This is a genomic window from Stenotrophomonas maltophilia group sp. Smal32 (genome assembly GCF_030237085.1).
Classification (GTDB): Bacteria; Pseudomonadota; Gammaproteobacteria; order Xanthomonadales; family Xanthomonadaceae; genus Stenotrophomonas; species Stenotrophomonas maltophilia_Q.
Genome location: NZ_JASJSI010000041.1, coordinates 1 through 26912, shown reverse-complemented (window position 1 = coordinate 26912; position 26912 = coordinate 1). Strand labels below are relative to the sequence as shown.

The following is a 26912-nucleotide window of genomic DNA, read 5'->3' as shown; positions in this document are numbered from 1 at the left end:
AGGGCTGAGCGGGGAAATCAACATGTGGCAGTCGACGACGTCGCGCATTCGCGCGGGCGGTGGATGCGTTCATCCCGGAAAAAACCTGCAGTACCTGCACCCCGGCCGCTGGATGGCAGCCGGCCTGTTGCTGTTGCTGGCAATGCTGGCACCCTCGCTGGCCTGGGCTGCGGCCTATGCCACCGGCGGTAGCAGCCCGTATCGCAACACCGTGCTGTGGTTGACCTGGGGCGGCGGTGCCAATGGCGTGAACAACGTCGCGCTCAACGACGGCGCGACGTCGTCCATCGATATGCCTGTGGCGGCGGGAGTGAACCTGCGCGTGGACTGCCGCCTGAACACCGCCGAGACCGGTGTGCTGCGCAGCTATCGGCCTGGCAACTTCGGCGGTGACAGTCTTGACGATCTGTACAACATCGGCGGCACTGGCACCAGCAACCAGCTGATTGCCGGCATCGCACGTGCGGGCGGCACCTCCAGTTTCAGCATCACCTGCACGTCGACCCTGGGGGGCGCGCCCTACCGCCTGCGCGGCGTGGTGATGGCCGATGCCGAATCGATCAACAACAGCGGCGAGTTCGTCGAAGCCAGCGCGCAGGGCACCTGGAACGTGGTGGAGGTTCGCAAGAACCTGGCCAATGCCACGCCCTATCTGGTGAACAAGTCGACCAGCGGCGCCAACCAGGTGATCCGCTTCGGTCCCGGCAACGACGACAACACGGCGGCCGTTACCTTCCTCAGTTTCGACAATGCCGCACACGCGCCGGGCAACCTGGCGGTGAACATGGGCTTCTCGATGCGCGGCGGCGGCACCACCGCCATCGCCATCGGCCTGCTGGTGCCGTATGCCGACTTCGGTGACGCACCGCAGAGCTACGGCGATGCCATGCACGTGGTGGACGATCTGCAGTTCCGTTCCGATGGCATTCCGCAGGGCGCCAGCAACTTCAACATCAATACCGCCGGTTATACGCCGGGTGGCCTGGCACCACCGTTGACTGATTTCCTCGGCAGCCTGGGCCCGGATACCGAACAGAAGAGCAGCTACAGCGCGGACGCACTGGGCGATGACAACTTCCCGCAGGTGGGGAGCCGTGAAGAAGATGCCTGGCCAACCAGCTACCGGTTGACGGTGATGCAGGCCGGTACGCTGATCACCCAGTCAGTAGCCTGCGCGGGCAATGGCAGCGTTGCCGGCTGGATCGACTTCAACCGTAATGGCACCTTCGATCTCAACGAACGCAGCACGACCGCCGCCTGCAGCGGAGGCCAGGCGAACCTGAGCTGGACGGTACCCAGCGCGGTCAGCGCCGGCACGAGCTACGTGCGGCTGCGCTACTCCACCATCGCCGCGCAGATCCAGAACCCGACCGGCGTGGCCGATGACGGCGAGGTGGAAGACCACCGCATCACCATCACCGCTCCCTCGCTGAAGGTGGTCAAGGGCAGCAACGCCACCGGTGGCATCTGGAACTACGGGCAGGCCGGCACCCAGTACACGCTGACGGTGAGCAATACCAGTGATGTGCCCACCGGTAATCCACCGAATGTGCCGGTGGGTGCGATCATCGTGCGCGACCAGCTGCCGGCCGGGATCGTGCCGAACTGGACGGGTGCCCATGTGAGCGGCAGCTGGAGCTGTACGGCCAGTGGCCAGGACGTCACCTGCACCAGCAGCCAGGTGCTGGCTGCAGCCGGCAGCGCCGGCTCCAGCTCGGCGTTCACGTTGCCGGTGACGGTCACTGCGGCTGCTACCGGTGTGCTGACCAACCATGCCAGCGTGGGCGGCGGCTACGATCCCTTCAACAACGGCAATCCGCCGGCACCCGGCAGCAGCTGCACCGACGTTGACCACTGCACGCGCAGCGATGTGACCGTGCCGGTGACACGGGTGGGCTACGCCAAGCGTTCGAACACCGCCGGCCCGGTCGCGGTGGGTGCGACCGTGAACTATACGGTGGATGTCACCGTGGCCGACGGCAACACCCGCGATGTGCTGACCTTCACCGACACCCTGGGCACCGGCCTGGATTTCGCCAGCGTCAGCAGCCCCGGTGCATTCACCTGCAATGCGGCCAACCCGCTGGTGTGCACGCTGCCGGCAGGCACCGTGCCGGGCACCTACAGCCTGAGCTACACGGCCACCGTGAATGCCCAGGCCAGTGGCCAGGTGGTCAACACCGTGGCCGGCACCGGTACCGATACGCCCACCTGCAGCAGCAACTGCACCACCACCACGCCAGTGGCGGCGCCGCGCATCTCGGTGTCCAAGGCCAGCGGCACCGCCGGTCCGGTTGCCATCGGCGACAGTGTTGCCTATACCGTGACGGTGCTGGTGGCCGACGCGCGCACCACGGCGGTGACCACGCTGACCGATACGCTGGGCACCGGCCTGGACTTTGGCAGCGTCACCAGCGCGGGTAGCTTCAGTTGCACGCCAGGCAACCCGCTGGTCTGCACGCTGCCGGCCGGGACCGTGCCGGGCAGCTATGCGTTCTCGTACACCGGCGTGGTCAACGCTCAGGCCAGTGGCCAGGTGCGCAACGCGGTGGTGCCCAGCGGCACCGACAACCCGTCCTGCGTGGGTGCGTGCGATACCACCACGCCGATGGCCGCAGCGCAGGTGGTCTATGCCAAGCAGGCCTCCACCGGTGGGCCGGTACGGGTGGGTGACCGCATCGACTACACCCTGACTGCAACCGTGACGCGCGCGCGCACCAGTGCCGTGGTCACCCTGACCGATACGCTGGGCAATGGCCTCGATCTCGCTGGCGTGAGCAGCGCAGGCATCTTTACCTGCAACGCCGCCAATCCGCTGGTGTGCACGCTGCCGGCCGGCACCGTGCCGGGTACCTACAGTGTTACCTATGGCGCCACCGTCAATGCGCAGGCGAGCGGCAGTGTGCGCAATGCCGTGCTTGGTAGCGGCACCGACAATCCGTCGTGCAGCGTGAACTGCGATACCACCACCCCGGTGGCGACACCGGGGGTGAGCTATGCCAAGTCGGTGAACAGCACCGGTCCGGTTTCGGCGGGCGATCGCCTGACCTACACCCTGACTACGGTGGTGACCAACTCGCGCACCACCGATGTGGTGACCCTGACCGATACGCTGGGTACCGGCCTGGACTTCGGCGCGGTGACCACTGCGGGGGGCTACACCTGCAATGCCGCCAATCCACTGGTGTGCACGCTGCCGGCTGGCACCGTTCCGGGCAGCTACAGCCTGACCTACACCGCCGTGGTGAATGCGCAGGCCACCGGCCAGGTCACCAACGCCGTGCTCGGCGGTGGTGGCGACAATCCGTCGTGTACCGCCAACTGCGGCACCAGCACGCCGGTGACCGGCAGCGCGATCGACTATCGCAAGACCTCGGCCGCCGCAGGTTCGGTGAAGGTGGGCGACAGCATCGCCTACACATTGACTGCATTGGTCAGCAACTCGCGCACCACGGCGGTGTTCACCCTGACCGACACGATGGGCCCCGGCCTGGACTTCGGTGCGGTGACTGCCAGCCAGGGCTTCAGCTGCAATGCCGCCAATCCGTTGGTGTGCACGCTGCCGGCCGGTACTGTGCCGGGCACCTACACGGTGGACTACACCGCTCGGGTGAATGCCCGGGCCAAGGGCAGCGTCAGCAATGCCGTGCTCGGTAGTGGCACCGGCGTCACCACCTGCACCAGCAACTGCGGAACCACCACGCCGGTGCTGTCGGCGGTGGTGACCTACCGCAAGCAGTCGACCACCGTCACTCCGGTGGGCGTGGGCGATGCGGTGGACTACAGCGTGGAAGTGACGGTCGCCAACTCGCAGACCCTCGATACGCTGACCCTGACCGATACCCTGGGCACGGGCCTGGACCTGCAGTCGGTCACCCAACCGGGACCGTTCACCTGCAACGCCAGCAATCCGCTGGTCTGTACGCTGCCGGCCGGTACCGCGCCCGGGACCTATGCGCTGGGCTACCGCGCGCTGGTCAACGCCCAGGCCAGCGGCAGCGTGCGCAACGCCGTACTCGGCACCGGCGGTGACACGCCCACCTGCAGCGGTGACTGCAGCACCGAGCACGCGCTGGCCGAACCGCGCGTGGTGCTGGAGAAGCAGGCCGGCCCAGCCAGTGGCACCGAAGTGCGACCGGGCGACCGCCTGCGCTACACGCTGGTGGCCACGGTCGAGCGGGCGGCGCTGCGCCAGCCGCTGCAGCTGGTGGATACGCCGGACGCCGGCTTGAGCATCGAAAGCCTGCCCGCCGGATGCGTCCAGCAGGGGCCCGACATCGTCTGCACGGTGCCGACGGGTACTGCTATCGGTCGCCACGAGTTCGCCTACCAGGCCGTGGTCAACCAGGAGGCCCGCATCGAGGTGCTGAACCGCTTGCGCGGACAGTATCCGGATGGCTCGCCGCCGCCGGACTGCACGACCTGCGAGACGCGCCACAAGGTGGTGTCCGACTTCGCCCTGCGCATCACCAAGACCGCCAGCCCGCGCCGGGTGAAGGTGGGCGACCTGGTGCGCTACCAGCTGGTGGTCGAGAACGTGGGCGGCAGCCATTGGCGCAACGGCGTGGTGGTCGATACACCGCCGCCGGGCTTCAGCTACGTCGACGGCTCGATGCGCGTGGCCGACGATGACGGCGCGTTCTCGCTGGCCAGCAGCCAGGTTCCACTGCGCATCGGTGCGGTGGACATTGCCGTGGGTCGCAGTGCGACCATCACCTACCTGTTGCGTGTGGGCGCCGGCGTGCGCGCGGGCAACCACGTGAACCAGGCCGTTGCCACCGCCGACGATGGCACGCCGCTGTCGAACATCGCCACCGCCGAGGTGGCCATGGATGCCGATCCGCTGCTGGAAGACAGCCTGGTATTCGGCACTGTGTTTGATGATCGTGACGGCGATGGCTGGCAGGACAGTGCCGAGCTGAGCGGCGTTCGCGTGCAGGGCGGCTTCGCTGCTGCGGCCTACGTGCCGGGCTCGACCACGCTGGATCGCGGCGATGGCCCGCAACCGCTGGCCGATGCCAGTGCACCGTTGCTGCACGGAGTGCAGATTGGCGTGGTGCATGGCCGCGCGTCCACGTCCGACACCGCCGAGGCGCATCAGGTGGTGCTGCGCCAGCGCCTGCGCGAACTGTCCTTCAGCGATGACTTCGTGCTGGAAAGCGCGCAGGGCCACCGCCTGCGGATGGACGCGCAGGGCGCCACGCGCGTGGAACGCAGCGGTGAGGCCGGCAAAGGCCTCACCGCAGCCGAGCCGAGCGTGCGCCGCGAGATCGCCCGTGTCGCCGAGGGTTACGAAGTGGCTTATGTGATCGGCAACGAAGGCATCCAGGAGCAGGGCATCCCCGGTGTGCGTCTGGCCACGGTGGAAGGCCTGCTGGTGGAGACCGATCCGTTCGGGCGCTACCACCTGGCTGACGTGCACGGAGGTGACGCGCGCCTGGGCCGCAACTTCATCATCAAGCTGGACCCGGCCACGCTGCCGGCCGGGGCTGAACTGACCACCGAGAATCCGCTGCTGCGGCGGGTGACGCAGGGCGTGCCGACCCGCTTCAGCTTCGGCGTGCGCTTGTCGCCATCGCCGCAGGCCGCCGCCGAGCGCATGGAGATTGCGTTGGGCGAGGTGCTGTTCGCACCGGACAGCAGCGAGCTGCAGGCCAACTATCGCCCGGTGCTGAAGAAGATGGCCGAGGTGGTCGACCGCTACCAGGGCGGCGACGTGGTGATCGCTGCCAATGGCGAGAGCCAGGCACTGGCCTTTGCCCGCGCCGCAGCGGTACGCGATGCACTGCAGGCCGAGGTTGCGGAAAGCGCACGCGCCGGCCTGGCCGTGCAGCTGCGCACCGATGTGCGCGATCCCCACTCGCTGCTGGCCGGTGTGGATGCCGGTGGCGCGCTGCTGGGCAACGTGCTGTTCGACACCGACAAGGCCACCGTACGCGACGAGTTCAAGCCGCTGCTGGCCGCCATCGCCGCGCGTCTGGAACAGCTGGGCGGTGGCCAGGTCAGCCTGGTCGGCCACACCGATGTGCGCGGCAGCCATGCCTACAACCAGGCACTGGGCCTGCGCCGTGCCAACGCCGTGTTCGAGGCGCTGCGCAGCCAGCTCAGCCCCGCCGTGCAGCAGCGCCTGCGCGTTCGCAACGAGGAGAGCGCCGCCACCCGTGCGGCTGCCCGCCAACAGGAGGCACGCCCATGAGCGCGCATCACTCTGCCGCCCGCCGTGCGGCCCGCCTGCCGCGCGCTGCGCTGTATCAGGCCCTGCTGCTTGGCCTGGCCGGTGCCGCCCATGCCGAGCCGCCCGCCGCCGAGCCGGCGCCGATCCGTTGTGACGGCACCCAGTGCAATGCCGAGGGCGAACTGTTGTTCAGCCTGCGCTCGCGCAGCTATGACGAACCGGTGACCGAGGGAACGTCCACGCGTTCCAGCTCGCAGGCCCTGCAACCGGACCGCCGGGTCAGTGTGGCGATCGATGAGCCGGGCAAGGCCACCGTGCGTGGCGAGTTCATGATCCGCTTGCCGGAAGGCGGCGCGATCTGGGCCACCGAAGACCCGGCGATGGGCCAGCCGGAACTGTCGGTCTCTGCACCGGGCATGGTCGCCTTCGACGAAGGCCGCATCGTGCGGCCGGTCGAGTTCTACGTGCGTGGCAACTACACCGCCTTCATCCAGCGCCTGGAAGTCAGCGTTTACCGCGGCAGCGACACGGATCGTGTGGCAGCACTGGCGACGTTCGAACTGCCGGTGGCCGCCGTTGCCCAGGGCGTGTGGGATGGCGCGTTGCCGGCCTCGACGCCGCTGCGTCGCGGCGACCGGCTGGTCTACGTGCTGCGCGCCTTTGATGCCGAGGGCAATGTCGATGAAACCACCGCGCAGTCGATGCAGCTGGTGACGCCGGCGGAATTCGAGCGCGGCAACCAGCAGTTGCGTGACGCGCTGGAAGACCGCCGCGGTACCTCGGTGGACGCCAACCAGGCCGCGTCGTTGTCACTGCTGCAGCAGGTGTTCGATGGCAATGGCCTGCGCCAGCAGAACATCCCGGTGTATGGATCGCGGGTGCGCCTGCGTGGCCGCGACCTGCCACTGGGCGCGTCGCTGAAGATCAATGGCGACAGTTATCCGCTGGACCAGGATCGCAAGTTCGCCGCCGAGTACCTGATGCCGATCGGCCATCATGCCTTCGACGTGCGCGTGGAGCGACCGGATGCGCCGGCCATCGCGCGCACGCTGGAAGTCGATGTCAGCGGCCAGTATCTGTTTGGCGTCGGCCTGGCCGACATCACCGTGTACCAGAACAAGGCCAGTGGGGCAGGGCAGGACTTCGCCCGGGGCGAGCGCAATGATGACGTGCTCAGCGATGGCCGCCTGGCCTTCTACCTGAAGGCCAAGACCCGTGGCCGCTACCTGCTGACCGCACAGGCCGATACCCAGAACCGTCCGCTGGACGAGCTGTTCACCGGCTTCACCACGGCCGATCCGCGCGACCTGTTCCGCAGCCTGGACCCGGACCTGTACTACCCGACCTATGGCGACGACTCGCTGACCCAGCGCGATGTTGACAGCATGGGCCGCTTCTACCTGCGCATGGACTGGGACAAGAACCAGGCGTTGTGGGGCAACTACAACACCGGCCTGACCGGCACCGAGTACGCGCAGTACGTGCGTTCGCTGTACGGTGCGGCACTGTCGTGGCGCTCGCGCGGAGCAAATGCCTGGGGGGATGCACGCAGCGAGCTGCGCGTGTTCGGTTCACAGGCCGAAACGGCGCCGGGCCACAGCGAGTTCATCGGCACCGGTGGCAGCCTGTACTACCTGCGGCATGCAAGCATCCTCAGTGGTTCGGACCAGGTGGTGCTGGAAATCCGTGACCGCACCAGCGGCCGCGTCGAGCAGCGCGTGCCGATGGTGCGCGGTGCCGACTACGAGATCGACGCCCTGCAGGGCCGCATCCTGCTGACCCGGCCGCTGGCCCAGGTCAGCCGTGAGAACCTGCGCCGGATCAGCCGCGACGTGCCGCTGGACGGCTATGAGCAGCGCCTGATCGTGGACTACGAATGGGTGCCGACCGGCTTCGACAGCGATGACATCACCGCTGGCGTACGCGGCAAGCACTGGTTTGGTGATCACGTTGCCGTGGGCGCCACCTACGTGGACGAGCAGCGCTCCGGCCAGGACTATTCGATGAAGGGTGCGGACCTGACCCTGCAGGCCGGCCGTGGCACCTACCTGAAGGTCGAGCACAGCCGCAGCGAGGCGACCAGTGCGCCGGTGTTCTTCTCGGACAACGGCGGTCTGAGCTTCAGCCGCCTCAACCCGGAGGGGCTGCGCGAAGGTGAAGCGACCGCCGTTGAAGCACGCGTCAATCTGCGCGAACTGGGCTGGACCCAGCGCGACTGGAGCGCCGGCGCCTGGTGGCGCCAGGTGGACGGCGGCTATTCGGTGGGCCGCTTCGACACCGGCCAGCGCGTGCGCGAGCAGGGCGCCGAGCTGCTGGGCTACGTGACCGACGACTTCAGCCTGTATGCGCGCTACAGCGAGGCCCGCCGTGGCAATGCGTCGTTGATCCAGGCGCAGGCCACCGCCGAATGGCGGATCGGCGAGAACGACCGACTGTCGGCCGAACTGCGCCGTGTGCAGGAGGACCGCGGCCTTGGCGGCAATGTGGCTGGCGTGCTGGCTGCGGCGCGCTACACACACCGCATCGGTACGTCGCTGGATGTGTACGGCGGTGGCCAGCTGACCGTCGACGATGACCATGGCCGCTATGCCGACAACGACGCGGTGGTGGCCGGTGGCACCTGGACCTTCGCCAACCTGTCCACCATTGGTGCGGAAGTCTCGGACGGCGACCGTGGCACCGCCGCGCAGGTCAACGCCGAGTACCGGCTGACCCCGCAGCACAGCTTCTACGGTGCATTCACCCAGTCCACCGACCGCAGCGAGTACGACCCGTTGTTCAGCCCGAACGCACAGGATGGATGGACTCTGGGCCAGCGCTGGCGCCTGTCTGACCAGGTCAACGTGTTCAACGAAAGCCAGTTCCTGAAATCCGGGCAGGAGTCCGGCCTGGCGCACACCTTCGGCATGGACTTCTATCCGGCGGTGGGCTGGAACGCGGGCTTCACCCTGAGCAACGGCAAGCTGGACGCCAGCAGTGGCCAGGTGGATCGCAAGGCGGTCAGCCTGTCCGGCGGCCGCACCGCGCCCGGTACCGAGTGGCAGAGCAAGCTGGAATGGCGGCGCGATACCGGTGCCGAGCGGCGCACGCAGTGGGTCAGCACCAATCGCCTCAGCCACCGCCTCAGCGACAGCTGGCGCATCGCGGCGCGCTTCAACTATGCCGACACCGACGATGCGATCAATCCGGTGGCGGGTGCGCGCTTCATCGAAGGCAACCTGGGCTTCGCCTACCGGCCGTGGGACAACGACCGCTGGGCGTTGTTCGGTCGCTACAGTTACCTGTACGACCTGTCGACGATGGGCCAGGTGAACGGCGTGGACTACGATCAGCGCACGCAGATCCTGTCGCTGGAAGGCGTGTACCGCATCGACCAGCGCTGGGAGGTGGCGGCCAAGGCGGCGCGGCGCGAAGGCGAGGTGCGTTATGGACGCGGCAGCGGCCCCTGGTTCGACTCGGCCACCAACTTCGCTGCGGGACAGCTGCGCTATGACCTGTACTACCAGTGGCACGGCCTGCTGGAGTATCGGCTGCTGGATGTCCGCGACGGCGGCAGCAGGCAGGGTTGGCTGGCCGGTGTCGATCGCGATATCGGCCGCAACTTCCGCGTGGGTGTGGGCTACAACTTCACCGACTTCAGCGATGACCTGACCAGGTTCGATTACACCCATCGCGGGTGGTACCTGAACCTGGTGGGGCGCTATTGAGGAGCGCAGCCGGGCATGGGCCCGGCTGTACATGAGCGGATACGCCGGGCGATGCCCGGCGACGGATCATTCCTGCCTGAGCAGCTGCACCAGCTGGCGCAGGCGATAGGGCTTGGGCAGGAACTCCACCTGCTCAGGCAGGGGCGGCAGCTGCGAACGCGCATAGCCGGAGGACAGGATCATGCGTGCCTGCGGCTGCTCACGCGCGACGTGCTCGCTGAGCTCGATGCCGGACATGCCGTTGGGCATGCTGATGTCACTGAACACCACGTCGAAACGCGCGTCGCCCTTCAGCAACGCTGCGGCTTCATGCCCGTCGGCGGTGGTGGCCACCTCGATGCCGAAATCGCGCAGGGCCAGGCCGATCATTTCGCGAAGATCAGTCTGGTCTTCCACCATCAGAACGCGGATCGGGTCATCGGTCATGGATTGCTTCCTCGGTTGCGGGTAGCAGCAGGCTGACCGTGGTGCCGACACCGGGCGTGGTGGACACGTCGACGAAGCCGCCGCTCTGGGTAGTGAATCCGAACACCTGGCTCAGGCCCAGGCCGCTGCCCTTGCCGATGTCCTTGGTGGTGAAGAAGGGCTCGCTGGCCTGCTCGGCGATGTCGGCGGCCATGCCGTGGCCCTCGTCGCAGACGCTGAGGGTGACATAGCCGCGTTGCAGCGTGGTGTCCGCATCCGGGTCGAGGCGATGTTCCAACGCGGTACTGATCAGGATGCGGCCGCCATCGGCGGTGGCCTCCACGGCATTGGCCACCAGGTTCGCCAGGGCGGTCTGGAGCTGCATCGCATCGGTGCTCACCTGCGGCAGGCCTGGGGTGAGATGGGCTTCCAGTACCACCGTGGGCGGGCAGGCGCGTTGCAGGTCCGGCAGCCACTGCCGTACCATCGCATTGATGTCCACCGATTCCCGGATCAGGGTCTGGCCGGTGCTGAAGGCCAGCAGCTGGCGGGTCAGCAGCGCGCCGCGGTCGGTGGCTGCCTGCGCGGCATCCAGCAGCTCGGCTGCGCGCGCATCGTCACTGCTGACACGCAGCGACAGCAGGTCCAGCGCATTGCCGATGGTGGTCAGCAGGTTGTTGAACTCATGCGACAGGCCACGGCTGAGACGGCCAACGGTCTCGAACTGCTGGGTGTTGCGCAGCGCACGCTGGGCATCGCGCAGCAGCCGCTGCGCTTGCCACTGCTCGGTGATGTCACGGGTGATCTTGACGAAGCCGAGCAGTTCGCCGGCTTCCACGACCGGTTCGATGACCACGCTGGCGCGGAACGACGAGCCATCGCGGCGAACGCGCCAGCCTTCACTGGCGACATGCCCCTGCTGCGCTGCGACGCGAAGCAGGCGCTGGGGTTCACCGGCCTCGCGGTCGGCGGCCAGGTAGAAGCGGCTGAAGTGCGTTCCCACCACTTCATCGGCTGAATAGCCCTTGATACGTTCGGCGCCCGGGTTCCAGCTGCACACGATGCCTTCAGGATCAAGCAGGTACAGCGCATGGTCGCGCACGCTGTCGATCAGCAGTCGCAGTTGTCGGGAAGGGTCCGTCAGCACGGACGTCGTAGAAGCGGCTGCGTCCACGTGTAAATAAGTGTTACCCCTGTGAGGGACGTGAAGCTAGGCACTCAAGTGTGAAGGATGCGTGCACACCTGACACGTGCCATTTGTCCTGTGCGGCTGAATGCGACACGGAGTACCATCTTCCACCCTTTGCCTTCTGGAACCGACCTGCATGCGTCCTGGTGCGACTACGCGTGACCGCTGGATCTGGATGACGTCCGCCTTGCTCCTGGCCGCGACCATCGCGTTGGAACTGGTCGTCCCGCTCGGCTACGCGGTATGGCTGGCCTACTTCCTCGCGGTCGGCGTGACGGTGTTCCAGCGCAGTGCACGCGCGCCGTTCGTGGTCGCGGTGATCGCCTGTGTCCTGCTGGTGATCGGCTTCAACGTTGCGCCAGCCAGCAACAATTCGTCGTTCTCGCTTGTCAACCGTACCGTGGGTGGCTGCGCCTTCCTGATGATCGCACTGATCGTCTCGCGCGCGATCCAGGCCCGGCGCCAGGCGATGCGCGCGCTCTGGCTGCAGGAGGCTGAGAATGCCGTGGCGATGAGCCTGCGCGGTGACCTCGGGCCGGAGCAGATCGCCGAAGCGGCAGCAGTGAGCCTGGCCGGGCAGCTGGGCGCAGAGGTCGGTGCGGTCTATCGGCTGGACGGCGGTCGGCTGCAGCTGACCGGTGGCGTGGCGCTGCCCTCTGGGACGCCGGCCTCCCTGGCCCTGCACGAAGGACTGGCCGGGCAGGTTGCGCGGGACGAACGCATCCGCCACCTGCGCGGCGAAGACGCTGCCGTGCTCGAACTGCAGACCAGCCTGGGCCGGCTGCCGGTGCGCGAGCGCATCCTGGCGCCGATCAGCAGCGATGGTGCGGTGGTCGGTGTCGTCGAGCTGGGCCGCGCGCGGGCGGGTGAACAGCGTGATCTGGATCGTGAGCTGCTGGAGCGCTGCGCCGAGACGATCGGCATGGCCCTGCGCGCTTCGCTGCTGCGCGCACAGCTGGTCGTGCTGCTGGAAGAATCACAGCGGCAGGGCGAGGAACTGCAGGCGCAGCAGGAAGAGCTGCGGGTGGCCAACGAAGAGCTGGAAGAGCAGAGCCGCAGCCTGCAGCAGTCGCAGAGCCATCTGGAAGAGCAGCAGGCCGAGCTGGAACAGAGCAACGTGCAGCTGGAAGAGCGCACCCACGAGCTGGAAGCGCAGAAGCAGGCGCTGCTGGTTGCACAGTCACAGCTGGTGCGCAACAGCAACGAGCTGGCGGCTACGTCGCGCTACAAGTCCGAATTCCTGGCCAACATGTCGCACGAGCTGCGCACGCCGCTGAACAGCTCGCTGATCCTGGCCAAGCTGCTGGCCGACAACAAGGACGGCACGCTCACCGAGGAGCAGGTGAAGTACGCCCGCGCGATCCTGTCGTCCAACAACGACCTGCTGGCGCTGATCAACGACATCCTCGACCTGTCGCGCATCGAGGCCGGCCATGTCGAACTGTCCGATGAAGTGGTGGTGGTCGAGAGCGCGCTGCAGCGCCTGCGCGAGACGTTCGAGCCGATGGCGCGGCAGAAGGGCCTGGCCCTGCAGATCGAGGCCGACGCCCTGGCACCGAGCCAGATGGTGGTTGACGGCCAGCGGCTGCAGCAGATCCTGAAGAACCTGCTGGCCAACGCGGTGAAGTTCACCGAGCATGGCAAGGTCAGCCTGCACGTGCGTGCCGGCGGCAACGGCCGCATCCGGTTCGAGGTCTGTGACACCGGCATCGGCATTGCCCGCGAGCAGCTGGATGTCATCTTCGAAGCGTTCCGCCAGGCCGATGGCAGCACCCGCCGTCGCTACGGCGGTACCGGCCTGGGCCTGTCGATCTCGCGCGATCTGGCCGAGCGCATGGGCGGCGGCATCCAGGTCGACAGTGAGCCCGGGCGCGGCAGCTGCTTCATCCTGGAGCTGCCGTTGCAGGGTGCGCCCGCGGCGAGCGCAGCCGACGCTGCCGAGGTCCCCGTGGCAGCGCCGCCGACGGCGCCGGTCGTGCTGCCGGCCGCGCCCGTACGCGCTGCGACCGCGGCAGCGCCGGTTGCTGCGATGGCCGGCGTAGCCGACGACCGCGGTCGCCGCCAGCGCGCCGGGCGCCTGATCCTGGCGGTCGAGGACGATGCCACGTTCGCCGAAGCACTGGTGGCCCTGGCCCATGAACTGGACTTCGACTGCGTGGTGGCAGGCACGGCGGAAGAGGCGCTGGCGCTGGCCAGCGAACTGCGTCCGAACGGCATCCTGCTCGATATCGGCCTGCCGGACGTGTCGGGCCTGAGCGTGCTGGAGCGCCTGAAGCGCAACCCTGATACCCGGCACATCCCGGTGCATGTGGTCTCGGCGACGGACCGCAGCCAGGTGGCGCGCGAGCTGGGCGCGATCGGTTTTGCGATCAAGCCGACCACGCGCGAGCGGCTGGTGACGGCCATCGAGCAGCTGGAACAGACCAGCCAGCGCGACGTGCGGCGCCTGCTGATCGTCGAGGACGACAGCGAGCTGCGCCACAACCTGGAACTGTTGCTGGGTCGCGACCAGCTGCAGATCGTCGCGGTGGGCACCCTGGCCGGTGCGCTGGAACAGCTCAGCACGGTCACGTTCGACTGCATGGTGATGGACCTGTCGCTGCCCGATGGCAGCGGCTACGACCTGCTCGAACACATGGCCGGCAACGATGACGTCGGTTTCCCGCCGGTGATCGTCTACACCGGCCGCGCGCTCAGCCGCGAGGAAGAGCAGCGCCTGCGCCGCTATTCCAAGAGCATCATCATCAAGGGCGCACGTTCGCCCGAGCGCCTGCTGGACGAGGTGACCCTGTTCCTGCACAGCGTGGAGGCCAGCCTGCCCAGCGACCAGCAGCGCCTGCTGCGCGAGGCCCGCCGTCGCGACACCGTGCTCGACGGTCGGACGGTGCTGCTGGCCGAGGACGACGTGCGCAACATCTTCGCACTGTCCAGTGTGCTCGAACCGCTCGGCGTCACGCTGGAGATCGCGCGCAATGGCCAGGAAGCGGTGGATCGGCTGGCCGAGCGCGAGGTCGACCTGGTGCTGATGGACATCATGATGCCGGAGAAGGATGGCCTTGCCGCGATGCGCGAGATCCGTGCGCAGCGCCACCTGCAGGACCTGCCGATCATCGCGCTGACCGCCAAGGCCATGCCCGACGATCGCGAGCGCTGCCTGCAGGCGGGCGCCAACGATTACATCGCCAAGCCGATCGACGTCGACAAGCTGGTCTCGCTGTGCCGGGTCTGGTGCTCGCGGCAATGAACGAACAGGCCCTGTTCGACCTGGAGCTGAAGGTCCTGCTGGAGGCGCTTTACCAGCGCTACCACTATGATTTCCGCAGCTACGCGGTATCGTCGCTGCGCCGGCGCATGCGCCAGGCCATGCAGCGTTACGAATGTGAGCGCCTGTCTGACCTGCAGCACCGCCTGCTGCACGAGCCGGAACTGTTCGCCCAGGCCATGCAGTTCTTCACGGTGCAGGTCTCGGAAATGTTCCGTGACCCTGCGTATTTCCGTGAGCTGCGCGAGCAGGTGGTGCCGGTACTGCGCACCTATCCCTCGGTGAAGCTGTGGGTGGCCGGCTGCAGCACCGGTGAGGAAGTGTGGTCGCTGGCGATCCTGCTGCACGAAGAGGGTCTGCTTGATCGCAGCATCGTCTATGCCACCGACATCAATCCGGCCGCGCTGACCACCGCCGAGGCGGGTGCCTATGGCATCGACCGGATGGCCCAGTTCAGCCGCAACTACCTGGCCGCCGGTGGCACGGCGTCGCTGTCCGACTACTACGCCACCGCCTACGATGGTGCGGTGTTCGACCGCCAGCTGCGCCGCAACGTGGTGTTCGCCGATCACAGCCTGGCCACCGATACCGTGTTCTCCGAAGTGCACCTGGTGTCGTGCCGCAACGTGCTGATCTATTTCAACCGCGACCTGCAGGACCGCGCCGTCGGCCTGTTCCGCGAGGCGCTGGTGCATCGTGGCTTCCTCGGCCTGGGCAGCAAGGAGTCGCTGCAGTTCGGGCGTCACCACGATGCCTTCGAGGTCTGTTCGCGCGAGCACCGCCTGTACCGGAAGGTGGCCTGATGGTGGTGCCGGCGCGTCCCGCGCTGCTGGTGATCGGTGCGTCGGCGGGTGGGGTCGCGGCCCTGCAGGCCGTGCTGGGTGCGTTGCCGTCGGGGCTGCCGGCGCCGGTGCTGGCCGTGCTGCACCTGCCGCGTGACCGCACCAGCCGCATCGCCGAGGTGCTGGCGCCGTACTGCGCGTTGCCGGTGCGCGAGGCCGAGGACAAGCAGCCACTGCAGCCCGGTACGGTGACGTTCGCGCCACCGGACTACCACCTGCTGGTGGAAGACGCCGGTTCGCTGGCGTTGTCGGTGGATGCGCCGGTGCTGTTCTCGCGGCCGGCCATCGACCCGTTGTTTGAATCCGCCGCCGCGGTGTTCGGCCCGCAGGTGCTTGCACTGTTGCTGACCGGCGCCAGCAGCGATGGCAGCGAAGGTGTCGCCGCGGTGCGTGCTGCCGGTGGCCGTGCCTGGCTGCAATGTCCCGAGGAAGCCGAGGCGTCGATGATGCCGGCGTCCGCCCTGCAGTACGCCGGTGCCGATGCCGTGCTGCCTCTTGAAATGATGTGTCGCCGCCTGAAGGAGTCGTTTGCATGAACCTGCTGCCACCGGACCCTGCGCACTCGCAGACCCGGGTCAACCTGCTGATCGTCGACGACGTGCCGCAGAACCTGGTAGCCATGCAGGCATTGCTGCAGCGCGAAGGGGTCAACCTGCTGCTGGCTGGCTCGGGTGCGCAGGCACTGGAGTTGTTGCTGGAGCACGAAGTGGCCCTGGCCCTGCTCGACGTGCACATGCCCGAGATCGATGGCTTCACCCTGGCCGAGCTGATGCGCGGTTCGCATCGCAGTCGCGACGTGCCGATCATCTTCCTGACCGCCTCGCCTGACGATCCGCTGCGCGTCTTCAAGGGCTACGAGAGCGGCGCCGTGGATTTTCTGCACAAGCCGGTGGCGCCACAGGTGATCCTGAGCAAGGTCAATGTCTTCATCGAGCTGTACCAGCAGCGGCAGTTGCTGAAGGCGCGCAACGAGGCACTGGAGCGCGCGTTGAAGCTCAACGAGACGATGGCCGCGGTGCTGACCCACGATCTGCGCACGCCGCTGTCGGCGATCCTGCTGTGCACCGACAAGCTGGCGCTGGAGCTTCCGGAAGGCAACGCAGGCGCGCAGCAGACCCTTCAGCACCTGGAAGCCAGCACCCTGCGGATGGCGCGGATGGTCGAGCAGCTGCTGGATTTCTCGCGGATCCGCAGCGGTGGCCTGAGGCTGGAGGCAAGTGCCTGCGATCTGGCCGACGTGACGCGCGCGGTAGTGGCCGAAGCAGGCAGCGCGCATGGGATGGACCGGATCCGCCTGGACATGCAGGGAGACACGCGGCTGCAGGGCGATCTGGATCGCCTTGGCCAGGTCGCCGCCAACCTGGTCGGCAATGCGCTGACCCATGGCAGCGAGGCCAGGGTGGAGGTGGATGGGCGCGACCCGCGCAGCGTGCTGCTGCGGGTCAGTAACGCCGGCCGGATCGATGATGCGCTGTTGCCGCGACTGTTCGAGCCCTTCAAGGCCAGCTTCCACCAGAGCAAGGGCCTGGGCCTTGGCCTGTACATCGTCGATCAGTTCGTCCGCGCGCACGGCGGGCGCATTGCGGCCCGCAACGAAGCGGGGCAGGTGGTGTTCGAGGCAGTGCTGCCACGGCGTTGCGACGGCGCGGTCATGGCGGCAACCTGAACTCTTCAGGCAACGGCCCGGCGGACTGAGACGGACTCGTCCGCAACTGCTACCGTGGGTGCACATCCTGCCAGGGAAGCGCCATGCCATTGCGCGTCATCGCCTACGTCAGCCGGGCGCTGCCGGACCTTTCCGCCGAGCGCCTGCATCGGCTGGTGGAAGACGCGGCACGTTTCAACAAGCTGGCAGGGGTGACCGGCGTGCTGCTGCATGACGGCGAACGTTTCCTGCAGTACATCGAGGGTCCGCCGGACGGCATCGATTCGGTCTACGAGCGCATCCTGCAGGCAGGAAGCCACATCGACATCATCGAACTGGCACGCGGGCGCCTGGGCCAGCGCCAGTTTCCGTATTGGGCGATGCGGTCGCTCCCGGTCGACGCGGCGATGCTGCGCCAGCTTTCTTCCAGTGACTGGTCAGGGTTCACCCGCACCCTGCAGGGCGACCGTTCGGCACCGACGCCGGTGGACCTGCTCGATCAGGTGGTGCAGCCGGTGCTGCACGCTGGTTGAAGGCCTGCGCCGGATTCAGCGCGAAGTACCACCGCAGTAGGCCGCATGCAGCGCCTGCAGCACGCCCAGCGCCGGCCCTTCAATGACCCGGTAGTGGATCGCCTGTGCTTCGCGCCGGGTCGCCACGATATTCAGTCCGCGCAGTACCGCCAGGTGCTGTGACAGCGCCGATGCGCTCAGGCCGGTCAGTGCCTGCAGTTCCGGCACCGGTGCCTCACCTTCTACCAGGCGGCACAGCACCCGCAACCGGGCCGGGTGGGCGAGGCTTTTGAGCAGCGTGGCTGCCTGTGAAGCGTGTTCGGCCATCGCGGCGCTGTCGAGCTGGGTGCGGGCCATGGTTGACCATTTTGTTTAGGATGATCTAATTTAGAATAATCTAAATAAATGGACAATCCCATGTGCGGCAGTGAAGAGGGCGGGGCATGAACGTGCCATGGAGTGCAGTGGCAGGTGGTGCGTTGATCGGCGCCGCTGCGGTGCTGTTGCTCGCCACCATCGGACGCGTGGCGGGCATCAGCGGCATCGCCGCGGGCAGCCTGCACGCAGCCAAAGGCGAGCGTGGCTGGCGCTGGGCCTTCCTGGCCGGACTGCTCGCGTCGGCTGGGCTGGTACTGTGGTGGCAATCGGTGCCCGAGGCATCGCCACGCGTGTTGCTGCGTGATGCTTTGCCGGCCTGGCAGTTGATCGGAGCCGGGCTGCTGGTCGGCTTCGGTACACGGCTGGGCAATGGCTGCACCAGTGGTCACGGCGTCTGCGGCATGGCCCGCGGCTCAAAGCGTTCGCTGGCAGCCGTGCTGGTGTTCATGGCCTGCGCGATGCTGACCACCTTCCTGGTCCGTCATGGCGGAGGCCTGGCATGAGCCGCGCAGTCTGGGCCGCCGGCGCGGCGGGCGCATTGTTTGGCATGGGGTTGGCGCTTTCGGGAATGACCGACGCGCGTCGTGTCCTCGGCTTCCTCGACATCACGGGCGACTTCGATCCCGCGCTGATGTGGGTGCTGGGCTCGGCGCTGCTGGTCAGTGCGGTCGGGCAGCGTTGGGTGCTGCGGCGCGTGCAGCCGTGGTTCTCGCTCCACTTCCAGCTGCCTGCTGCCCGGGGTGTCGATGCTCGCCTGCTGCTGGGTGCCGCGCTGTTCGGCATCGGCTGGGGCTGGGCGGGCTATTGCCCGGGCCCGGCCATCGCCGGGCTGGCCGTGGCATCGCGCGAATCCCTGTGGTTCGTGCCGGCGATGCTTGCAGGATTCTGGCTGCACGACCGCTTCGTTCGTTGAGGCTTCACCCCTGTGTCACCCTGCTTGGGGTCCTATCTTCGGATCACGGGGAAAGGAGTGCAACGACATGGCACGGATGAAGTGGATGGGAAGAGGGATGCTGGTGGTCGCGCTGGCCGCAGCCGTGGCACCGGCTCTGGCCTGCACGCGCGCGGTGTACCTGGGCGACAACGGTGATGTGATCACCGCGCGCTCGATGGACTGGAAGGTCGATGTGGCGACCAACCTCTACATACTGCCGCGCGGCATTGCGCGCACCGGCCAGGCAGGCCCGAAGTCGTTGGCCTGGACCGCGCGCTACGGCTCGGTGGTGGCGACCGGCTACGACGTGTCGACCACCGATGGCATGAACGAAAAGGGCCTGGTGGCCAACCTGCTGTGGCTGGTCGAATCGGAGTATCCACAGCAGCGTGGCACCAAACCGGGCCTGGCCATCTCGCTGTGGGCACAGTACGTGCTGGACAACTTCGCCACGGTGGACGAGGCGGTGGCAGCGCTGAGGCGTGAACCGTATTCGATCGTCACGGACAAGGTGCCCGGTGAGGATCGCCAGGCGACGCTGCACCTGTCGCTGTCCGATGCCAGCGGCGACAGCGCCATCGTCGAGTACATCGGCGGTCGTCAGGTGATCCATCATGACCGGCGCTACCAGGTGATGACCAACTCGCCGATCTTCGAGCAGCAGCTGGCGCTCAACACCTACTGGCAGCAGATCGGTGGCACGGTGATGCTGCCGGGCACCAACCGTTCCGCCGACCGCTTCGCGCGCGCCTCTTTCTACATCAACGCCATTCCCAAGGCCGAAGACCCGGTCGTGGCGCTGGCCAGTGTGTTCAGCGTGATCCGCAATACCTCGGTGCCCTACGGCATCACCACGCCGGGCGAGCCGAACATTTCATCCACGCGCTGGCGCACCGTGGCCGACCACAAGCGGAGGCTGTACTTCTTCGAATCCGCACTGACCCCGAACACGTTCTGGGTCGATCTGAACAAGGTCGATTTCGGTGGCAAGGTGCTCAAGCTGGATCTTGGCCCGGACCAGCGCAATACCTTCTCCGGCGATGCACTGGGCCAGTTCGTGCCCAGCGCACCGTTCACCTTCCTCGGCGTCGACGGTTAGTTCGACGCCTGGCCGGAGGCCGGGTAGACCGCCTGGATCGTGCAGCTGCCGCGGGTGTACTGCGGCAGCGGCGCGATCCCGTCATGGCGCAGGTCGCCTGCTTCGAACCCGGCGGTCGTGACCCGGTCGCCGGGATTGCCGCAGATCAGGCCATTCTGCAGGCCGGAGTGGAAGCTGAGCTGTGGCGCACGATCAAGCTGGCGGCAATGGCTGCCGAGTTCCACGCGGTAGTAGCGATGCCCGCCATTGCGGCGCGGATTGGTCTCCACCAGCATGCCCTGCGGATCGGACGACCATGCGCGCACGTTGCGGGTCGCGAAGCAGTACGAGGGCGAGCCGCCGAAGCTGCGGCGCACCTCCTTGCGTTCGCGGATGGTCATGGCGGGTAGGGTAGCGGTGCGCAGGCGGTCGCTGTCGCGGGCCACGCTGGCATAGTCGCGGTTCTGTACCGGCGTGACCGCGCTGACGGCGCAGCTGCGGCCGTCAACCACGACGCGCTCGCTGGGTCGGCCGCAGGCCCAACCGGCGGGCGCTTCCAGCTTCAAGGTGGTGGCTGCGCGGACCCCGGGGCAATCCTCGCTGAAATCGATGCGATAGGCCTGGCCGGACGCAGCGCGCAGGGCAATCGAGCGCGGCGAGGCCTGCTCCACTTCCTGCACTCCGACAGCGTCCATGCAATGCGGTGCCGGTGGCATACGTTGCTGTGCGGAGGCCGTCGCGGCGAGGGCCAGGCCGAGGCCGGCAGCAAGCACCAGGCGCACGTACTGATCGGTCATGACCTGCATTCCCTGCGTTGGATGACGGATCGACTATAGCAGCGGTTTGCGCGGCCGGTATTACACGCGCACACTGCGCCGATGGGCGCCATCTTCCACCTGCGGCACTACGGCCAGGCCACCGGCCTGGACCGCCATGACTATGCGCAGTGGGTGCTGCCGCTGCGGGGTGAACTGCAATTCGAAATGGAAGGCCGCGGTGGTCGCCTGGACGTCCTGCAGGGGGCATTCGTTGCCGCCGGTGAGGCGCATGACCAGATGGCGGATGGGCCGAATGGTTTCGTGATCGTCGATTGTGCCCCGGGTGTGCTCGATGACGGCACGCAGGAGTATCTGTGCCGCCAACGCTGGCTTTACCTGCCATTGGCGCTGCGCCGGCGTCTTGCCAGCGTACAGGCTGGGCAACCGATGCCGGCGCTGTTGCCGCAGTTGTTGCAGGTGTTTGCCCCCGCCGGCAGTGGCGCACGCATGCAGGGGCTGTGCGCGGCAGTGCAGGCGGAGCCCGGCCAGGCGTGGCCGGTGGCGCGCATGGCCGCGTTCGTGGGTGTCGGCGAGAGCCGCTTGCATGCGCTGTTCCAGCGTGAGTTCGGGCTCAGCCCGCAGGCTTGGCTCAGTGCGTGCCGGTTGCGCTGGGCCAAGCACCAGCTGCGCACCAGCGCCGCGTCGATCTGCGATATCGCACTCGCTGCAGGCTATTCCGAGCAGAGCGCACTGACCCGAGCGCTGCGCCGCGAGTGCGGCCAGACCCCCGCAGCGTGGCGCCGGGGCGCCATCTGACCTGTAGAGCCGAGCCCACGCTCGGCTGCCTTTATCTACACAGCGGGCAATCGCAGCCGAGCATGGGCTCGGCTCTACAGATCAGCGACAGCGCAGGGCAGTAGCCTGGGTCAAGAGCGTGCACCGGCCAGCGCTTACACTGCGCGGCCTGTTCTCTCTCCCCCGAAGAACCCGAATGCGCAACAACCCGATGGCCCTGGGCATCGCCAATGGCGTTGCCGCCGGCGCGCTCTGGGGCGTGGTCTTCCTCGCGCCCGCTGTGCTGCAGTCGTTCAACGCCCTGCAACTGTCCGCCGGTCGCTACCTGGTCTATGGCCTGATTGCCGTAGCCCTGTTGCTGCCGCGCTGGAAACGGCTGGCGCCGAAGCTCGGTCGCGCCGAATGGATCGGCCTGCTGTGGCTGAGCCTGGCTGGCAACCTCGTGTACTTCCTGTTGCTGGCCACCGCGGTGCAGTGGGCAGGCGGCGCGGCGGCGTCCCTGATTGTCGGCCTGATTCCGGTGGTGGTCACCCTGGTCGGCGTGCGCGAACAGGGTGCAGTGCCTTTGAAGCAGCTGCTGCCGGCGTTGGGCCTGTGCGTGCTCGGCGTGGCCTTGGTCGGCTGGGAGGCACTGATGTCCGAGCACCTGGCAACCCCGTGGCGGCAGCGCCTGATCGGCCTGTTGTGCGCGTTTGGCGCGCTGTTCTCGTGGGCACTGTACTCGATCGGCAACAGCCGCTGGCTGGCGCGCCGGCCGGACCTGTCCAGCCACGACTGGTCACTGCTGACCGGCGTCACCACCGGTGGCCTGGCCCTGCTGCTGGTGCCGATGGCCTTCATCGGTCACACCGGCAGCCATTCGGCGGCGCAATGGAGCGGGTTCTGGGCCATCAGTGCGGGTGTGGCAGTGGTGGCCTCGATCCTCGGCAACGCATTCTGGAACCGGGCCAGTCGCCTGCTGCCACTGACCCTCACCGGGCAGATGATTGTGTTCGAGACGCTGTTCGCGCTGCTGTACGCCTTCGCCTGGCAGCAGCGTTGGCCGACGCTGCTGGAGGCGCTGGCAATCGTGTTCCTGGTGGCGGGTGTGATGCTGTGCGCGCATGCACATCGCACGCCGCGGGCAATCGCCGAACATGCCGGCTGAATACGGCCCGCAAGCGCGCTGATGTCCACTTTGTCTCAGTTGCAACCAAATGCCGGCACGTTGGCCGATGATCGCCGCAGAGAAATTTTGCATCGCAGCACTTGACAGCCGCCCGGCGTGCAGTGTTTTCTGTACGCCATGGTCCTTGATGCCGCCCACGCCAGCCTGATCGCCCCCGCCACTGCGGGCCGTTCGACTGTGCCGGTCGCCATCACCACCATTACCACCACCACCGTCACCACTCGCCTGGTGCGGCCCGTCGTCTTCGTGTAACTCCCGAAAACCACGGCCCCGCACCATCCAGGTGGCGGGGAGACTCGACACTTGCATGCGACGGGGCCTCCTGCCGAGGTCTGCATGTCTTCCCACGCCCCCGCCCAACCCGTTGCCCCGGCCGATCTGGCCGCACCGTCCATCGTCGTGCACAAGTTCGGCGGCACGTCGGTGGCCGACGCCGAGCGCTACCGCCATGTCGCCGGCCTGCTGCTGGCGCGTCCCGAATCGCTGCAGGTCACTGTCGTTTCGGCAATGAAGGGCGTCACTGACGCGCTGATCGAGCTGGCGCAGCTGGCGGCCAAGGGCGACGAAGGGTGGCGCGAGGCCTGGTATGCGCTGCGCGCACGCCATCGGGGCGCAGCCGTGGCGCTGCTGGGCGAGCAGGTGGGCGAGACCGTGGAATGGATCGATGCCCGCTTCGAGCAGTTGGCCGAGGTACTGGCGGCGCTGGCGGTGATCGGCGAGCTGCCGCGCGAAGTACTCGACCGCGTGCAGGGCCTGGGCGAAGTATTCTCCGCGCAGCTGCTCGGCACGCACCTGCAGGCGCTGGGCGAAGACTGCGCGGTGCTGGATGCGCGCGATGTGCTGGTGGTCGGCCATGGCGAACTGGGTGTGGATGTCGACTGGGAAGCTAGTGCGGACCGCTTGGCCAAGTGGCGCCTGCAGCATCCCCAGCCGCGGGTGGTTGCCACGGGTTTCGTCGCCCGTGACCGCCACGATCGCATCACCACGCTCGGACGCAATGGCAGCGACTATTCCGGTGCGATCTTCGCCGCGTTGTTCAACGCCGATGAACTGCACATCTGGACAGATGTCGATGGCGTGCTGTCGGCCGACCCGCGGCTGGTGCCCGAGGCGGTACAGCTGGAATCGCTGAGCTACGACGAAGCCTGCGAGCTGGCCTATTTCGGGGCCAAGGTTGTGCACCCGCAGACGATGTCGCCGGCGATCCGCCTGGGCCTGCCGATCTTCATCCGCAATACCTTCCAGCCGGCGCATCCCGGTACGCGCATCTCGGCAGAGCGCTCACCGCGTGGGCCGGTGAAGGGCCTGACCCTGAGCCCCGGGCTGGCCCTGCTGAACCTGGAAGGCACCGGCTTGATCGGCGTGCCCGGTACGGCCGAGCGTGTGTTCGCCGCGCTGCGCCAGGCGCAGGTGTCGGTGGTGATGATCTCGCAGGGCTCGTCGGAACATTCGATCTGCTGCGTGGTGCGTGCCGCCGAAGCCGCGCGGGGGCGCGAGGCGCTGTTGCACGCATTCGCGCATGAACTGTCGGTCGGCCAAGTGCAGCGCGTCCAGGTCAGCGGGGGCGTCAGCGTGCTGGCCGCGGTGGGCGATGGCATGGCCGGCCAGCCGGGCGTGGCGGCCCGCCTGTTCGAAGCCCTGGGTCGTGCGCAGGTGAACATCCTGGCGATCGCGCAGGGCTCGTCGGAGCGCAACATCTCGGTGGCGGTGGACAGTGCCGATGCCACCCGCGCATTGCGCGCCGCACATGCCGGCTTCTGGCTGTCGCCGCAGACGTTTGCGGTGGGCGTGATCGGGCCGGGCAATGTCGGCGCGGCACTGCTTGACCAGCTGCTGGCGGCGCGCCCGCAACTGCTGGCCAAGGCCAATGTCGACCTGCGCCTGCGTGCGATGGCCTCGCGCTCGCGCATGCGGCTGGAAGTGGACGGCCTGCACGCCGATTGGCGGGAGGCACTGCAGGACGCGGGGGAGTCCAGCGACCTCGATCGCTTCACCGAACACCTGCTGGCCGCGCACCTGCCGCATGCGGTGGTGATCGACTGCAGTGGCAGCGCCGAGGTGGCCGAGCGTTATGAGGGCTGGCTGGCGGCCGGCATCCATGTGGTCACCCCGAACAAACAGGCCGGTGCCGGGCCGCTGCCACGCTACCAGCGCATCCGTGCTGCTGCGGCCGCCAGTGGTGCGCGCTTCCGCTACGAGGCCACGGTGGGCGCGGGCCTGCCGGTGATCACCACACTGCGTGATCTGATGGATACGGGCGACGAGGTGCTGGCCATCGAAGGTATTTTCTCCGGCACGCTGGCCTGGCTGTTCAATCGCTTCGACGGCAGCCAGCCATTTTCTTCGCTGGTCGCGCAGGCGCGGTCGATGGGCTACACCGAGCCGGACCCGCGCGATGACCTGTCCGGCGTGGACGTGGCACGCAAGCTGGTGATCCTGGCGCGCGAGGCCGGCCATGCGCTCAGCCTGGAGCAGGTGCAGGTGGAAAGCCTGGTGCCGGCGCTGCTGCGCGAGGGCAGTGTGGATGACTTCATGGCGCGCCTGGGCGAGTCCGATGCCAGCCTGCTGCAGCGGTTGCACGATGCGCGGGCGCGCGGTGCCGTGCTGCGCTATGTGGCGCGGCTTGGCGCCGATGGTGCTTCGGTGGGCCTGCAGGAGCTGCCGGCCGATCACGCCTTCGCCAACCTGCGGCTGACCGACAACGTGGTGCAGTTCCGTACCCGCCGCTACTGCGACAACCCGTTGGTGGTGCAGGGGCCGGGTGCGGGTCCGGAAGTGACCGCCGCCGGAGTGTTCGCCGACCTGCTGCGGGTGGCTGCCGGTGAAGGAGCGCGCCTGTGATCGCACGTGCGTTTGCGCCTGCGTCGGTGGCCAACGTGGCGGTGGGCTTCGACATTCTTGGTCATGCCATCGCCGGGGTTGGCGATACTGTGAGCGTGCGCCGCATCGATGAGCCGATGGTACGCATCGAGGCGATCCGGGGCAGTGCGGTCGAGCTGCCGTTGAAAGCGGCCGGCAATACCGCCGGAGCTGCGCTGATGTCGCTGCGCGCAGGGCTCGGACTGGACTTCGGTTTCGCCATCGAGATCGACAAGGGCATTCCGTTCGGCTCGGGCATGGGCGGATCGGCGGCATCGTGCGTGGCGGCGCTGGTGGCGGCCAACGCACTGCTGGATGCGCCGCTGTCGCGCGAGGCGCTTTACCCGTTTGCGCTGGATGGCGAAGCAGTGGCCAGCGGTGGCCGCCACGGTGACAACGTGGGTCCGTTGCTGCTGGGCGGCCTCGCGCTGTGCACGGCCGATCGCCTGCTGCCGATCCCGGTGCCGGCCACGTGGCACAGCCTGCTGGTGCACCCACACGCGGTGCTTGAGACGCGTCGCGCCCGCCAGGCGCTGCAGGGCAGCTATGCGCTGGGTGAGTTCGTGGCGCAGAGCGCGAACCTCGCGCTGGTACTCAGCGGCTGCCATCGCAACGACGCCGCGCTGGTCCGTGCTGGCCTGCGTGATGTGCTGGTGGAGCCACGACGCGCCGGCCTGATTGCGGGCTTCGAGGCAGCACGCGATGCGGCGCTATCGGCACAGGCGATGGGGGCAGGCATCTCTGGTGCCGGTCCGAGCGTGTTCGCCTGGTTTGAAGATGCCGAGCGGGCCCACGCTGCCGTGGCGCCGGTGCAGGCGGCATTCGCCGTCGCCGGTTTCGACAGCGATGCCTGGGTGTCGCCGCTGGACGCGCCGGGAGCCCGGCTGTGCTGAATCCTTCCCCCTTACTGGATACCCAACCCATGCAATTTGTTTCGACCCGCGGCCAGTCTCCAGCCGTTGGCCTCAGCGCGGCCATCGCCGCAGGACTGGCGTCCGATGGTGGGCTGTATGTGCCCCAGGTGCTGCCGGCGCCGCGTGAGCTGCAGGCCGGTGCGGCGCTGGCCGATACCGCCGCCGACCTGCTGGCGCCGTTCTTTTTCGGCGACGCGCTGGAGTCTGCGTTGCCGTCGATCTGCCGGGAAGCGTTTGATTTCCCCGTGCCGCTGCGCCCGCTGGGCAATGGCGACCATGTGCTGGAGCTGT

19 protein-coding genes and 1 pseudogene are annotated in these 26912 nt (G+C 67.6%); 16 read left to right on the top strand and 4 right to left on the bottom strand.

The genetic code is table 11. The features are described from left to right. Positions 1 to 22 precede the first annotated feature (22 nt). On the top strand, positions 23 to 6196 hold the full coding sequence (locus QRO91_RS11855) for a CshA/CshB family fibrillar adhesin-related protein (RefSeq protein WP_285310405.1): 6174 nt from the start codon (positions 23 to 25) through the stop codon (positions 6194 to 6196). Then, complete coding sequence (locus QRO91_RS11850) at positions 6193 to 9882, top strand: hypothetical protein (protein WP_285310404.1); 3690 nt, start codon at positions 6193 to 6195, stop codon at positions 9880 to 9882. The genes QRO91_RS11855 and QRO91_RS11850 overlap by 4 nt, the downstream gene beginning before the upstream one ends. 66 nt (positions 9883 to 9948) lie before the next feature. Here the strand turns inward: QRO91_RS11850 and QRO91_RS11845 are convergent, their stop codons facing one another. Together QRO91_RS11845 and QRO91_RS11840 are read right to left on the bottom strand one after the other, a co-directional pair. After that, positions 9949 to 10308: a response regulator gene (locus QRO91_RS11845; protein ID WP_049430967.1), complete on the bottom strand. Its 360-nt coding sequence runs from the start codon at positions 10306 to 10308 to the stop codon at positions 9949 to 9951. Continuing rightward, positions 10298 to 11461 carry a nitrogen regulation protein NR(II) gene (locus QRO91_RS11840; protein ID WP_404830258.1) on the bottom strand — a complete coding sequence of 388 codons (1164 nt, stop codon included), beginning with the start codon at positions 11459 to 11461 and terminating at the stop codon, positions 10298 to 10300. The genes QRO91_RS11845 and QRO91_RS11840 overlap by 11 nt, the downstream gene beginning before the upstream one ends. A gap of 151 nt (positions 11462 to 11612) precedes the next feature. Between QRO91_RS11840 and QRO91_RS11835 the strand changes: the two genes are divergently transcribed. The 5 genes from QRO91_RS11835 (at position 11613) to QRO91_RS11815 (ending at position 17758) form a co-directional block, all read left to right on the top strand. Continuing rightward, positions 11613 to 14720: a response regulator gene (locus tag QRO91_RS11835; protein WP_197650108.1), complete on the top strand. Its 3108-nt coding sequence runs from the start codon at positions 11613 to 11615 to the stop codon at positions 14718 to 14720. Further along, positions 14717 to 15541, top strand: coding sequence for a protein-glutamate O-methyltransferase CheR (locus tag QRO91_RS11830; RefSeq protein ID WP_049430956.1), 825 nt, complete (start codon positions 14717 to 14719; stop codon positions 15539 to 15541). The genes QRO91_RS11835 and QRO91_RS11830 overlap by 4 nt, the downstream gene beginning before the upstream one ends. Beyond that, positions 15541 to 16116, top strand: coding sequence for a chemotaxis protein CheB (locus tag QRO91_RS11825; protein WP_049430952.1), 576 nt, complete (start codon positions 15541 to 15543; stop codon positions 16114 to 16116). Before QRO91_RS11830 ends, QRO91_RS11825 begins: the two co-directional genes overlap by 1 nt. Then, positions 16113 to 17246, top strand: coding sequence for a hybrid sensor histidine kinase/response regulator (locus QRO91_RS11820; protein ID WP_285310403.1), 1134 nt, complete (start codon positions 16113 to 16115; stop codon positions 17244 to 17246). The genes QRO91_RS11825 and QRO91_RS11820 overlap by 4 nt, the downstream gene beginning before the upstream one ends. Positions 17247 to 17329: 83 nt before the next feature. Beyond that, positions 17330 to 17758, top strand: a complete 429-nt coding sequence (locus QRO91_RS11815; protein ID WP_049430948.1) for a BLUF domain-containing protein — start codon at positions 17330 to 17332, stop codon at positions 17756 to 17758. A gap of 15 nt (positions 17759 to 17773) precedes the next feature. Here the strand turns inward: QRO91_RS11815 and QRO91_RS11810 are convergent, their stop codons facing one another. Continuing rightward, positions 17774 to 18094 carry a metalloregulator ArsR/SmtB family transcription factor gene (locus QRO91_RS11810; protein ID WP_197650110.1) on the bottom strand — a complete coding sequence of 107 codons (321 nt, stop codon included), beginning with the start codon at positions 18092 to 18094 and terminating at the stop codon, positions 17774 to 17776. Between the two features lie 86 nt (positions 18095 to 18180). On the opposite strand from QRO91_RS11810, the gene QRO91_RS11805 reads away from it, so the two are divergent. The 3 genes from QRO91_RS11805 (at position 18181) to QRO91_RS11795 (ending at position 20148) form a co-directional block, all read left to right on the top strand. Further along, a complete protein-coding gene (locus QRO91_RS11805) occupies positions 18181 to 18618 on the top strand; it encodes a YeeE/YedE family protein (RefSeq protein ID WP_049430942.1) in 438 nt (145 codons plus the stop codon). Then, entirely contained in the window at positions 18615 to 19028 is a 414-nt protein-coding gene (locus QRO91_RS11800) for a DUF6691 family protein (protein WP_197650111.1), read from the top strand. Before QRO91_RS11805 ends, QRO91_RS11800 begins: the two co-directional genes overlap by 4 nt. Positions 19029 to 19095: 67 nt before the next feature. After that, positions 19096 to 20148: a linear amide C-N hydrolase gene (locus QRO91_RS11795; protein WP_049430938.1), complete on the top strand. Its 1053-nt coding sequence runs from the start codon at positions 19096 to 19098 to the stop codon at positions 20146 to 20148. Here QRO91_RS11795 and QRO91_RS11790 read toward each other — a convergent pair. Then, the gene (locus QRO91_RS11790) at positions 20145 to 20933 is read right to left on the bottom strand and encodes a DUF6491 family protein (RefSeq protein WP_370671888.1); all 789 of its coding nucleotides are present in this window, start codon (positions 20931 to 20933) and stop codon (positions 20145 to 20147) included. The two genes, QRO91_RS11795 and QRO91_RS11790, sit on opposite strands and share 4 nt — an antisense overlap. A gap of 72 nt (positions 20934 to 21005) precedes the next feature. On the opposite strand from QRO91_RS11790, the gene QRO91_RS11785 reads away from it, so the two are divergent. From QRO91_RS11785 to QRO91_RS11760, 6 genes and pseudogenes are all read left to right on the top strand, one after another. Continuing rightward, on the top strand, positions 21006 to 21701 hold the full coding sequence (locus QRO91_RS11785; RefSeq protein ID WP_197650113.1) for an AraC family transcriptional regulator: 696 nt from the start codon (positions 21006 to 21008) through the stop codon (positions 21699 to 21701). 175 nt (positions 21702 to 21876) lie between these two features. Continuing rightward, on the top strand, positions 21877 to 22827 hold the full coding sequence (locus tag QRO91_RS11780; RefSeq protein WP_197619609.1) for a DMT family transporter: 951 nt from the start codon (positions 21877 to 21879) through the stop codon (positions 22825 to 22827). A 138-nt stretch (positions 22828 to 22965) separates the two neighbouring features. Beyond that, positions 22966 to 23100 carry a hypothetical protein gene (locus QRO91_RS11775; RefSeq protein ID WP_285310402.1) on the top strand — a complete coding sequence of 45 codons (135 nt, stop codon included), beginning with the start codon at positions 22966 to 22968 and terminating at the stop codon, positions 23098 to 23100. A gap of 84 nt (positions 23101 to 23184) precedes the next feature. Further along, positions 23185 to 25689 carry a bifunctional aspartate kinase/homoserine dehydrogenase I gene (thrA, locus tag QRO91_RS11770; RefSeq protein WP_197632258.1) on the top strand — a complete coding sequence of 835 codons (2505 nt, stop codon included), beginning with the start codon at positions 23185 to 23187 and terminating at the stop codon, positions 25687 to 25689. Continuing rightward, a complete protein-coding gene (locus QRO91_RS11765; protein WP_049426981.1) occupies positions 25686 to 26600 on the top strand; it encodes a homoserine kinase in 915 nt (304 codons plus the stop codon). The genes thrA and QRO91_RS11765 overlap by 4 nt, the downstream gene beginning before the upstream one ends. Before the next feature lie 29 nt (positions 26601 to 26629). Further along, a pseudogene (locus QRO91_RS11760) lies at positions 26630 to 26912 on the top strand (threonine synthase); the annotation flags it as partial.